Source organism: Corynebacterium sp. HMSC073H12, from assembly GCF_001837775.1.
In the GTDB taxonomy this organism is placed as follows: Bacteria; Actinomycetota; Actinomycetes; order Mycobacteriales; family Mycobacteriaceae; genus Corynebacterium; species Corynebacterium amycolatum.
In genome coordinates, this window is the sequence record NZ_KV834040.1 from 157,595 (window position 1) to 169,810 (window position 12,216).

At 59.8% G+C, this 12,216-nt stretch carries 10 protein-coding genes; 1 reads left to right on the forward strand and 9 read right to left on the reverse strand.

Going from position 1 to position 12,216, the window contains the following annotated elements:
* Positions 1–3: 3 nt before the first annotated feature.
* From HMPREF2708_RS09370 to HMPREF2708_RS09410, 9 genes are all read right to left on the reverse strand, one after another.
* The gene (locus HMPREF2708_RS09370; protein WP_070834036.1) at positions 4–1,332 is read right to left on the reverse strand and encodes a hemolysin family protein; all 1,329 of its coding nucleotides are present in this window, start codon (positions 1,330–1,332) and stop codon (positions 4–6) included.
* Positions 1,329–1,862 carry an rRNA maturation RNase YbeY gene (gene ybeY / locus HMPREF2708_RS09375; protein ID WP_005511056.1) on the reverse strand — a complete coding sequence of 178 codons (534 nt, stop codon included), beginning with the start codon at positions 1,860–1,862 and terminating at the stop codon, positions 1,329–1,331. Before ybeY ends, HMPREF2708_RS09370 begins: the two co-directional genes overlap by 4 nt.
* A 16-nt stretch (positions 1,863–1,878) precedes the next feature.
* Complete coding sequence (locus tag HMPREF2708_RS09380) at positions 1,879–2,907, reverse strand: PhoH family protein (protein ID WP_005511086.1); 1,029 nt, start codon at positions 2,905–2,907, stop codon at positions 1,879–1,881.
* A gap of 12 nt (positions 2,908–2,919) precedes the next feature.
* On the reverse strand, positions 2,920–3,699 hold the full coding sequence (locus HMPREF2708_RS09385; RefSeq protein ID WP_038626038.1) for a 16S rRNA (uracil(1498)-N(3))-methyltransferase: 780 nt from the start codon (positions 3,697–3,699) through the stop codon (positions 2,920–2,922).
* Between the two features lie 44 nt (positions 3,700–3,743).
* Positions 3,744–4,874: a molecular chaperone DnaJ gene (dnaJ, locus tag HMPREF2708_RS09390; RefSeq protein WP_070834037.1), complete on the reverse strand. Its 1,131-nt coding sequence runs from the start codon at positions 4,872–4,874 to the stop codon at positions 3,744–3,746.
* 2 nt (positions 4,875–4,876) lie between these two features.
* Complete coding sequence (gene hrcA / locus HMPREF2708_RS09395) at positions 4,877–5,914, reverse strand: heat-inducible transcriptional repressor HrcA (RefSeq protein ID WP_070834038.1); 1,038 nt, start codon at positions 5,912–5,914, stop codon at positions 4,877–4,879.
* 9 nt (positions 5,915–5,923) lie between these two features.
* Positions 5,924–7,087 carry a radical SAM family heme chaperone HemW gene (hemW, locus tag HMPREF2708_RS09400; RefSeq protein WP_070834039.1) on the reverse strand — a complete coding sequence of 388 codons (1,164 nt, stop codon included), beginning with the start codon at positions 7,085–7,087 and terminating at the stop codon, positions 5,924–5,926.
* Positions 7,084–7,770 carry a hypothetical protein gene (locus tag HMPREF2708_RS09405; protein WP_016423121.1) on the reverse strand — a complete coding sequence of 229 codons (687 nt, stop codon included), beginning with the start codon at positions 7,768–7,770 and terminating at the stop codon, positions 7,084–7,086. Before HMPREF2708_RS09405 ends, hemW begins: the two co-directional genes overlap by 4 nt.
* Before the next feature lie 225 nt (positions 7,771–7,995).
* The gene (locus HMPREF2708_RS09410; RefSeq protein WP_070834040.1) at positions 7,996–9,828 is read right to left on the reverse strand and encodes an AMP-dependent synthetase/ligase; all 1,833 of its coding nucleotides are present in this window, start codon (positions 9,826–9,828) and stop codon (positions 7,996–7,998) included.
* A gap of 154 nt (positions 9,829–9,982) precedes the next feature.
* Here HMPREF2708_RS09410 and malQ point away from each other — a divergent pair, with 154 nt between their 5' ends.
* Positions 9,983–12,202 carry a 4-alpha-glucanotransferase gene (gene malQ / locus HMPREF2708_RS09415; protein WP_070834041.1) on the forward strand — a complete coding sequence of 740 codons (2,220 nt, stop codon included), beginning with the start codon at positions 9,983–9,985 and terminating at the stop codon, positions 12,200–12,202.
* Positions 12,203–12,216 lie beyond the last annotated feature (14 nt).

The window sequence follows — 12,216 nt, forward strand, 5'->3', positions numbered from 1 at the left end:
TCATCAAGATTGCCCATCAGTATCTTCTTCCTCGGAGTAGAACTCCGCAGTCGGCTCCACCACCACAGTGCGTACCCGCATGCGACCACGACGGTCGCGGGACCCCTCAGCGGTAAACTTCAGTCCTGCATATTCTACGTATGAACCCGGCAATGGTACACGTCCGAGCTCATAGGCCAACAGGCCGGAGACCGTATCCACCTCATCGGTGACTTCGTCATCGAACACGAGCTCGCGCCCGTGGGCTTCGTCGTAAAGCTCAACGAGCTCGCCCAAGCTGAGGCGCGCCTGCACGCGGTAGGAGGCATCCCCCAGCGGTTCGATGGGGGCCTGCTCGGCCTCGTCGTATTCGTCGGCAATCTCACCGACAATTTCCTCGAGGATGTCCTCAATAGAGATAAGGCCGGCGACCGATCCATATTCGTCGATGAGAATGGCGATGTGATTGCGGGTGCGCTGCATTTCATCGAGCAGATCATCCAGTGGCTTGGAGTCGGGCACAAAAACGCAGTCGCGCATGACCTCGGAGACGCGAACGCCGCGGCCGCCATCAGTACGCGAGTACGTCTGCTGGACAATGTCCTTCAAGTAAATGACGCCGACGATGTCCTCAACGCTCTCGCCAATCACCGGCAGTCGCGAGTGACCTGACTTCACGCATAGGGCCACTGCCTGACCACAGTGCTTATCTGCCTCGATCCACACCATCTCTGGGCGCGGAACCATAACAACGCGTGCCGACGTTTCCGCGAGATCAAACACAGACTGAATCATGCGGCGCTCATCGTGCTCCACAATGCCGCGCTCCTGGGCGATATCGACCATCTCGCGCAACTCGACTTCGGTGGCGAACGGGCCATCGCGGAAGCCACCACCAGGGGTGATGATGTTGCCGAACCAAATCAGCAACTTTTCCAGTGGCCCCAACACCTTGGCCATAAAACTCAGAACGACCGCGGTGGCAAGGGAAATCGAGTATGGATTCTTCCGACCCATCGTGCGGGAAAACACCCCGAGGACCAGGAAGGTGAACAGAGCCAACAACACCACTGCAGCCACAATGGCCCAGCGCTCCGGCTCGAAAAGCTTAAGACAGACCGCCGCAAGCGTCACTGCACCGATTGACTCGCACAGCGTCCGCAAAATCACCAGCACATTGACGTGCCGAGCCCGATTTTCTACGACCTTGAGCAGCGCATTAGCACCCGCGACCTCGTCACACTGCAGCTCTGCCACGCGTGCACGGGAAATCCCTGCGACCGCAGTTTCGACTGTGTTGAGTCCGCCAGCGCAGATCATCGCCACAACGGCGACAATTACTAAAGTGATCATCGCTCGTTAGAACGCTCCGGGAACGCATTGGGGTTGATTGGTTTTTCGGAAAAGCTCACGCCACGACGATCGATGTCGTCGTACCAGTCCGCCAACAGACCATTCTGCAGGGAGAACATCTGACGCTCTTCCTCCGCCGTGACATGGTCATAGCCCAACAGGTGCAGTACGCCGTGCACGGTGAGCAAAACCAACTCGTGGCTCAGCGGATGGCCTGCACGCTCCGCCTGCCCCGCGGCAAACTCTGGGCACAACACAATGTCGCCCAGCATCGCAGGCCCTGGGCTAGCTGCATCCGGTCGGCCAGAGCCAGGAGTGAGCTCATCCATCGGGAAGCTCATCACATCCGTCGGCCCCGGCAGATCCAGCCAGCGCACATGGAGGTCTTCGATCGTCTTCAAGTCGACAATGTGAATGCTCAGCTCAGCTGCCGGATGCACGTCCAGGCGCCCCAGCGCATACCGGGCAACGTCGATAAGCGACTCTTCATTGACGCCCTGACCGGACTCGTTGAAAACTTCAATGCTCATGTAATTTCAGCGTCCTTTATCGCTTTGTGGCGGACTGTCGCTTTTGTGGGGACTCGGCGCCCTGCTCAATACCTTCGTTATAGGCATCGTAGTCATCGTAGGCCTCGACAATTGCGGTCACCAGCGGGTTGCGCACCACATCTGCGGCGGCCAACGCCGGAAAAGCGATTCCCGGCACGCCGCGCAGCACCTCACGGGCGACGGCTAGGCCAGACTTCTGCCCACGGGGTAGGTCGACCTGGCTGGCATCGCCGGTGATGACCATCTTCGAACCGAAGCCCAGGCGGGTGAGGAACATTTTCATCTGCGCCGGAGTAGTGTTCTGTGCTTCGTCGAGAATAATGAACGCATTGTTCAAGGTACGACCGCGCATGTACGCCAGCGGTGCGACCTCCACTACCCCAGTTTCCATCAGCTTTGGAATCAACTCTGGCTCAAGCATTTCGCGCATCGCATCGTGCAATGGGCGCAGGTAGGGGTCGATCTTCTCGTGCAGCGTACCCGGCAGGAAGCCCAGGTTCTCACCCGCCTCCACTGCGGGGCGAGTCAGAATGATGCGTTCTACCTGCTTATTCTTCAGCGCAGCAACGGCCTTGGCCATGGCCAGGAACGTCTTGCCCGTACCGGCGGGGCCGATACCGAAAACAACGTTATAGCGGTCGATGGCATCGACGTAGTTCTTTTGTCCCTCTGTCTTGGGACGCACGGTCTTGCCACGATGAGTCACGATGCCGCCACCGAGCACCTCGCTGGCGGACTTCTCCCCGCGATCCACAATGCCCACCGCGTGCCGCACCGACTCCGGGGAGAGCTCGTGCCCACGACGGGCCATCGCCTCCAGCTCCTTGAAAGCGCGGACAGCCAACGAAACATCCGCCGGAGCACCCTTGATTGTCACAACCCCGCCGCGGACATGAATATCCGCTGCCAGCAGAGATTCCAACAGCCGCAGATTCTGGTCCGCATGGCCGACCACAATCGGCGCGAGATTGTCATCGAGCTCGACGACGGCAGTGGTACGAGCAGTTACTGAATACTTTGTCATTATGCGTCTATCCTACTGACCACGCGTGGGTGCGCCGCCCCAGCGCTTTGTCAACGGCCCCAGTGCACAAAGAGCAGCAGCTCCAGCAAGGGCACTGCGGAGAACTGTCGGACCGAGTACTACCGAGCTCGCACCTGCGCCACAGAAGGCCTCGAGTTCCCCAGGGCTGACTCCCCCTTCTGGGCCGACGATAAAAAGAACCTTGTCAGCGTTTGCTGCCCGTGCGGCGAAGTCCACGAACGGAGCTGTTTCCTCCTCGTGCAAAACGGCTGCCGCACCACCTGCTGACGTGGTTTCCCGGATGAGTTGCTCAATATCGGCGGAGCTATGTAGGTCAGCGACCGGCGGAATCCATGCACGACGAGCCTGCTTGGCTGCCTCGCGCGCAGCCGACTGCCACTTAGCGCGGGACTTAGTGACCTTCGCGGTACCCTGCCATCGGGCCACACAATTCACGGCCGCCCAGGGGATAATCTCATCGACCCCGGCCTCGGTCATCAAATCGACCGCAAGCTCAGCACGATCCGACTTCGGCAGCGCCTGCACCACGGTGACGTGCGGGCGCGGACGTGGACGTTCCTCGGCGGCGACCACACGAACGTGGACCTCACGCGGATCTACGTGCATGAGCTGTGCCCGCACCACCTTGTCCGCACCATTGGCAAGAAGAATCTCCGAACCCTCTTTCAGCCTGCGAACGCTGATGTGTTTTGCCTCCGACCCGAGGATTCGAATGATTTCTTCCGGGCGCGGCAGCTCGGTGAACTCACCGAGAAATACGGGCAAACTCATGCGTGCTTCACACTCACTGGAGGGGGCTTTGGGGATGGCGTGTTTTAACGGCGGCGGAAACGGGAGAAGAAACCGTGGCGCTCATTCGAGTCTGCCACCTTGGCATCATCATCGCGGTGCTCGCGTAGCTTCTCCAGCAGCTCGCGGGACTTGCGGTCCAGCTTCGTCGGCACTGTGACATCGACGTGTGCGACCACGTCGCCATTGCCCTCGCCGCGCAGATGTGGCATTCCCTTGCCCGACAGGCGGATCTGCTCTGCCGGCTGGGTACCCGAATCAACCTTGATGGTCATTGGCTCACCGAGCAGGTCGTCGACCTCAAACTCGGTACCAAGAGCGGCATCAGCCATGGGCACCTGCACGTTAAAGTGCAGATCATCGCCCTCACGCTCGAATACAGGGTGCGGGTCCATGGCAACTTCCACGTAGAGGTCACCCGCCGGGCCACCGCCCGGGCCGACCTCGCCCTGCCCTGCCATGCGAATACGCATGCCATCAGAGATACCTGCCGGAACGTTTACCGTCAGATCACGGCGAGCGCGAACGCGACCGTCGCCACCGCAGTTGTTACACGGATCTGGGATGATCTCGCCGGTGCCCTCACAAGTCGGGCACGGCCGCGAGGTCATCACATTGCCCAGGAAAGAACGCTGGACCTGTTGAATCTCGCCAGTGCCATCACAGCTGGTACACATCTTCGGCTTGGACTTGGACTTCGAGCCGGTTCCCTCGCACTGGTCACACAGCACCGCGGTGTCCACCGTGATGGGCTTGCGGACACCGGTGAATGCCTCATCGAGGCCCAGAGAAATACGCAGCAGCGCGTCTGCACCTGGCTGTACACGCGAGCGGCGCTGGCGGGTACCGCCGGCACCGCCGAAGAATGCCTCGAAGATATCGCCGACTCCGCCGCCGCCGAAACCGCCGAAGCCACCGCCTGGCATACCGCCCTGTGGATTGAGAGGATCTCCTCCCATATCCACAATCCGGCGCTTTTCAGGGTCCAGCAGGACCTCGTTCGCTTCAGAGGCCTCACGGAACTTCTCCGCAGCTTCTTCATCACCCGGATTACGGTCTGGGTGGTACTTGAGCGCCAGCTTTCGGTACGCCTTCTTAATCTCAGCGTCCGTAGCGTCCTTCTCCACTCCGAGGATGCCGTAATAGTCGCGTGCCAACTTTAGCTACTTCCTTTCAATACCCGGCCAACGTACTGTGCAACAGCAGCAACCGAGGAAATTGTTCCCGGATAATCCATAAATGTGGGGCCAACTACTCCCATGCCGCCCAAAATCTCAGTGCCGGTGCCATAGCCAGTTGAAACAACTGAAGTAGCGCGCAGCTCCTCGTCCTCGTTTTCCTCACCGATAGAAACGCGAACATGGTGCAAATCCTGCGCGGCCGACAGCAGTTTCAGCACGACCACCTGTTCTTCGAGAGCCTCAAGAACCATGGGCAACGTAGAAGGTAAGCGACCGGCCATATTACCACGGGTCAAATTCGACGCTCCGGCCAGGATGAGCCTGTCATTCGGCTTCTCAATCAACGACTCCACCAGCACCGTCGAGCAGCGGATGATTACATCCCGCAAATCGCGCGGGGCGTTAGCCGCAAGATCGGAAATCGCAATCGACGCGTCGGCAAGTGTGTGCCCCGACATTGCGCGGTTGAAATGCTCACGCAACAGCGGCACGAGATCGGGATCCATCGGTGCTGGCAGCTCAACATTGCGCTGCTCCACGCGCCCGGTGTCGGTGATGACGACCAGCAACAATCGCGCGTCGGCGAGCTGGACGACCTCGCAGTGTCGGACGCGGGAGACCTCCAGCGTCGGCACCTGCACCACTGCAACCTGGCGGGTTAGCTGGGCCAGCAGCTGCACACTTCGGCGCAGCACGTCCTCCAAATCGACGCCACCTTCGAGGAACTCAAGGATAGCTCGGCGCTCAGCCCGGGACAGCGGCTTAATCTGCGAAAGGCTGTCCACAAAAAGGCGGTAGCCCTTCTCAGTCGGGATACGCCCGGATGATGCATGTTCCTGCTGGATATAGCCCTCGGCCTCCAGCACAGCCATGTCATTTCTAATGGTCGCCGAGGACACACCCAGATTGTGGCGCTCCACCAGAGCCTTCGAGCCGACCGGCTCCTGGGAAGCTACGTAATCCGAGACAATTGCCCGAAGAACTTCCTGCCTGCGCTTATCCGTCTGAGATGACATGCGGATAGTTTAACTAAGGATGTCAACAATTATTGCGTCGGCCAGCAAACGGCCGCGATTGGTGAGCTGAATCCGCTGACCACCATCGACGGAAACAAACTCCACCATGCCCGCTTCCGCTTGCCGACGTGCCTTGTCCAGTTCATCCTCACCGAGCAGATTGGCATCAATACCCTCGGCCAGGCGGAGGCCCAGCATTATCTTCTCGGTGTGTCGATCCTCGGCCGTTAGCCCTTCTGAATCCTTGATCGGCAACTCGCCGCCGGAAATGGTCGCCGCGTAGCGAGCCGGATGCTTGACGTTGTAAAACCTCGTGCCATCCAGGTGCGAATGTGCACCGGGTCCCGCACCCCACCAATTTCCATCGCGCCAGTAGAGCATGTTGTGGCGACACTGGCCACCCGGCTTCGCCCAGTTGGACACCTCATACCAGGAGAAACCGACTTGACTCAGTGCAGCATCAATGCGCTCGTAGCGATCGGCGAGATCATCGTCGTCAGGCATCGGCAGTTCACCGCGACGAACCTTACGCGCCATCGCGGTACCTGGCTCGACAATCAGCGAGTACGCCGAAACATGATCGACCTCCGTGGCCAGGACTGCCTCCAACGTCGTATCGAGGTCAGCCATCGACTCCCCTGGCGTGCCATAGATAACGTCGAGGTTTATGTGCTCAAAACCGGCCGCGCGTGCCTCCGCCACCGCTGCCGCAGGACGCCCCGGCGTGTGCGTACGATCCAAAGTGGCCAGCACATGCGGCACAGCCGACTGCATGCCCAAGCTCACACGGGTAAACCCTGCCTCGGCCAGGCCTTCGAAGAACTCCGGAGAGGTCGACTCGGGATTCGACTCGGTGGTGACCTCGGCGTCGTCGGCAAGCCCAAAACTGTTGCGCACACCGTCGAGCAGACGACGAAGACCGCTCGCCCCCAACATCGACGGCGTACCACCGCCGACGAATACGGTGTCGGCACCACGCGCGAGTTCAGGGTGCTTAACGACGGCCATCTCGAGCTCAGCCACGATGGCATCGAGGTAGTCTCCCTGCGTCGCGCCACTGCCCAGCTGACCTGGCGTGTACGTGTTGAAATCGCAGTAGCCACAACGGGTGGCACAGAAGGGGACGTGTAAGTAGACACCGAAGGAATCGGTGTGTGCGGAGGCTTCGCTCACGCATGCTCCTTGGCTCGACGTTGCTTGACGCGGCGGACAATTTCATCGATGCGGGCGCGTTCCATCAGGAACTCCGGAGGCCTGCGGCCGCGCAGCGCATTTGCAACTGCAGGATGAGTCTCGGGAACAGCAACGCACCAGGCAGCGGCAGCAGACAGAGCACGGCGACCAGACTGCGCGTAAAGCTGCGGAAGCACCACACTACCGAGCTTTTCCACGCCTCGGATGTTTTCGGCGGAAACCCAGTCGGCGAGTTCCTCCAGGTAGGAGGCCACGGCATCGGAGCGAGCAATCATTGCCTGCGTGACCGTAGGGACTGCAACCGGATGCTTCAATGGCGCCGGGATGAGCGACAGCGACTGCACATCCGGTGACTTCGGTGCCGGATGCGGGTGTCGCCGCGGTGTCGAAGCAGAGGAAAGAGTACCGATGCGCCCCGAGCGAATGCCGGAGGTAAACGCTTGGCGTAGCCCATCAAGTTCACCAATCAGAGGGCGGCAGTCCTCAACGGCCTCGTCGACGATGTCAGCGAGCTCGAGGACACATTCGTCCACCAGCTCACGATCTACATCAGCAACCGCCTGAGCGAGGTGCTCGATGTGTTCGGCAACTTCGTCACCAATGTCGTAGAGCTCTTGGGTCACTTCGCGCAGGCGTAGCCGAGCATCGAAGTGGTTAATCATTGCCCGCCCTCCCACGACATCTTCGGCGTCAGTGACATCATTGCAGTTTTCCGCTTTCGAATACCGACGAATTTTGACGAATGCCGGAAAATATCGGCGAACTTCGGCGTTCGAAAACTGAAAACTCCTTAAAAATTTCTAGCGCCCCTCACCTTAATGGGGTGAGGGGCGCTAGCGCGGTAACAACACGCTGCCGTTTTCTATCGACAGCGGGTAGAGCGTGAATTAACGCTGGTAGAGAGCCTCAATGTCACGCGAGTAGTTGTCCATGACAATGTTGCGCTTGACCTTCATGGTCGGGGTCAGCTCGCCACTTTCCTCGGTGAAGTCCTTGTCCAGGATGTGGAACTTCTTAATAGCCTCTGCGTGAGAAACCAGCTCATTAGCGGAGTTGACGGCATCCTGAATCTCGGCGCGCAAAACTGCACTGGAGGCAGCGAGTTCACGGATCGAGGTGTGCTCGGGGACGGAGTGCTCAATCTTCCACTTCTCCAGTGCCTCCTCATCAAGAGTGACCAACACGGAGATGAACGGACGACCATCGCCGATGACGACTGCCTGAGACACCAGCGGGTGCGCACGCATGCGGTCTTCCATCGGGCCCGGCGCGACATTCTTACCACCGGCGGTGACAATGAGGTCCTTCTTGCGGCCGGTAATCTTCAGGTGACCTTCTTCGGTCAGCTCACCGAGGTCGCCAGTCTTAAACCATTCGCCGTCGATGAAGGCTTCCTTGGTTGCCTCTTCGTTCTTCCAGTAGCGGTCAAACACAACCGGACCGCGCAGCAGAACTTCGCCATCATCGGCGATAGCGGCGGAACAGCCACCAACTGGACGACCAACGGTGCCAATGATTTGCTCGCCCGGGTTGTTCACGGTGATGGCAGCCGTGGACTCGGTCAGACCGTAGCCTTCGTAGACAGGCACACCGAGACCGCGGAAGAAGTGCCCGAGGTCAGAGGACAGAGCCGAACCACCGGAGATGGTGTACTGAACGGCGTCACCCATAGCTGCGCGAATCTTCGAGAACAGCAGGCGATCGTAGAGCTGGCGACGCAGCTTCAAGACACGCGACGGACCTGCCGGAGTATCCAGCGCCTTGGAGTACTCGATGGCGGTGGCCTCCGCACGCTCGAACATGGCCAGACCGAATGCGCCCTTCTCCTTAGCGGAGGCGTAGGCGGAGTCACGAACCTTCTCGAACACGCGCGGCACACCGAGAATCAGGTGCGGACGAGAACGCTGGAACTCCAGGGTGACGGTCTTGGTATCAGCCCAGTGAGACTGGGTAGCACCAGCGATAATCGAAGCTAGGGACACTGCGTGAGCCAACACGTGCGCCAACGGCAGGAAGGTCAGAATGCGGTTACCCGGACGGGCAATCAGGCCAATCTCGTTGGTGAGGATGGCGCGGGCCTCCGCCAGCCAGTTGCTGTGCAGGAGCACGCAGCCCTTCGGACGGCCAGTGGTACCGGAGGTGTAAATCACGGTTGCCAGGTCGTCGGCCTTGGTGCCCTTGATGCGACGCTCGACCTCGTCGCCGTCAATGTCACGGCCTTCGTAGCTAATGGTGTCAGTAGCGGAAGCGTTAATCTCCAGCACACGACGCAGCTGAGACTCGCCCTCCGGGTTCTCGGTGCCTTTTTCGACCAGCAGCGGCTTCATGCGGTCGGTGTGCTCACGCGACTCAGTAAATGCGAAAACAGCACCGGAGTTTTCAATAATCCAACGAATCTGGCCAGACGAAGAAGAGCCGTAAATCGGGACAACAGCGGCGCCCGCCATCCAGATAGCGGTATTGATCAGGTTCCACTCGTAGCGAGTCTCACTGAGCAGCGCTACGCGGTCGCCCGGCTGAACACCATTGGCGATTAGCCCCTTAGCGACCCCCTTTGCCTCGTCATAAAACTCCTGAGCGGTGACATTTACCCACTCAAAGTTCTTGGGGCGGGTGAAAAGCACCAGCTTCGGGCGTTTCTGCACCAGCTCCTGCAGCGAGGTAATAATCGTTTCGTCCTCGCCGATGACGTATTTCGCCTCGGTAGTATATTCACGCATCGAGTTACAAACCCCTACTTTCGGTAGTTCTGTCCGTCGTTGGTTTCGTTAGGAATCAACTTAGAACATCAAACCCTGCGCCGTTGTGATTTCACTAAATATTTCGATAACGAAGTGATTTGTCTTACTACTGGCAAAGTTTTTCTAAACTGGCATGATGGAAAGAGTGACACAGGCAGCTTCCAATCCTCCCCTTTCCTCTCCGCTCGCCGACCTCGCTAAAGATGTCGGAGTTGGGGTTTCCTACTACTCCACCGAGGGCCAACTCGTGCACGTCTCTCGTGAGACAGTGCTAAAAACTCTCGCTGCTCTCGACATCGATTTGGGCCCAGATCCCAGTGATGCCGAAATCAACGACGCCCGTCGTGAGTGGGCGGACACGCAGTGGTCTCGCCTTCTCCCACCCGTGGTAGTTACCCGCCAGGGCATCTTCCACCGAGTTCTGGTTCACGTACCGCACGGCAGCAATGTCAGCGTGACTGTGAAACTGGAGGATGGCGCAGAATGGCCCTGCGCACAGGTGCATCACTTGGTTCCACCACGCCAGGTCGGCGATGTGTTGATGGGAGAAGCCGCCTTCGCAATTCCAGAGGATCTGCCACTTGGTTGGCACCGTTTGCGTGCAGTCAACGACGACAACGCCGCTGAGTGCGATCTGGCCGTAACCCCCAACCGTCTCGCTACTGCCGACAAGTACGTGCAGAATCCTGCGCATGGCGTCATGGCACAGCTGTACTCGGTACGCTCCAGCCGCAGCTGGGGTATCGGCGATTTCGCTACCCTCGGCGACTTGGCACAGGTCAGCGCTCAGCACGCGGGCTCTGATTTCGTCCTCATCAATCCGCTGCACGCCGCAGAACCGCTGCCTCCGGTAGAAGACTCGCCGTACCTGCCCACCACGCGCCGCTATGTCAATCCGCTGTACGCGCGTCCAGAGCTTATCGACGAGTTCGGGTACCTGGACAAGGACGAGGCCGATGAAGCCCGTGCGCTAGCGAACTCCTTCCACCAGCTCAATCACAGCTCTGATGAGATTGACCGCAACCCCATCTACGCTGCAAAGCTCAAGGTATTGCGGGCAATTCACAAGATCTCCCTGTCCAACGCACGCCAGGCGGAATTTGACCGTTGGCTGGAGGCCGAGGGCCGTGGCATATACGACTACGCGTCGTGGTGCACCGAGCGCGAGCTCGCGGATCGCGCTGCTGCCCGCGATGCTGCACGCGCTGCCACTTCCGATTCTGGTGCCGTAGCCGAGAACGATATCGAGTTGGTTCCACCGCTGGGCAACCACGCCAGTGTCGAATCTCTGCGGGAGGAAATCTTCCAGTTCCACCTCTGGGTGCAGTGGATTCTCGATCAGCAGCTCGGCCAGGCACAAGAGGCAGCCCTGGATGCGGGTATGCGCATCGGCATCATGGCCGACCTTGCCGTCGGCGTACACCCTGGCGGTGCGGATGCCGAGAACCTCGCTGATTGGCTCGCCCCTGCTATCTCTGTTGGCGCACCGCCAGACGGTTTTAACCAGCGCGGCCAAGACTGGTCGCAGCCGCCGTGGAACCCGCACAAGCTAGCCGAGGCCGGTTACCGCCCCTGGCGCGACATGCTGCGCACAATCCTTCGCCACGCAGGTGGCATTCGTGTTGACCACGTGCTGGGTATGTTCCGCCTCTGGGTCATGCCGCGGATGGAGTCCCCCGTCAATGGCACCTACCTGTACTTCGACCACGAGGCCATGGTCGGCATTCTCGCACTTGAGGCCGAGCTCGCTGGGGCCGTCGTCGTAGGCGAAGACCTGGGCACTTTCGAGCCGTGGGTGCAGGACTACCTGGCTTCGCGGGGCATCATGGGCACCTCAATCGTGTGGTTTGAATCCGACGGCGACCAGCCGAAACCACCGAGCGCTTACCGCAGCCTGTGCTTGTCCTCCGTCACCACGCACGATTTGCCGCCGACGGCAGGCTACCTCGCAGGCGAGCACATCAAACTGCGGGAACGCCTGGGGCTATTGCTTTCCGACGTCGCGGAGGAAGACCGCCGGGACTTCGAGTGGATTCGAAAGGTTTTGGGCGCCGCCAAAGAAGCTGGCTGCTTTGGTGACACGGCTGCCGCAGACATGGATGTTCAGTCCCTTACCCGCGAAAATCTGCCACCAATTGACGCACTGGTCACGGGCCTGCACCGCTTCCTCGACCAGACGCCATCCGCGCTGAAGTGTGAGGCCCTGGTGGACATGGTCGGCGATCGTCGTACCCAGAACCAGCCGGGCACGAGCCACGACCAATACCCGAACTGGTGCATTCCGCTAACCGATGCCGAGGGCAAGGCCGTGCTTGTCGAGGACCTGCCTCGCTTCCCCGGATTCAAGCGTTAATTGGTTCGTGAGCG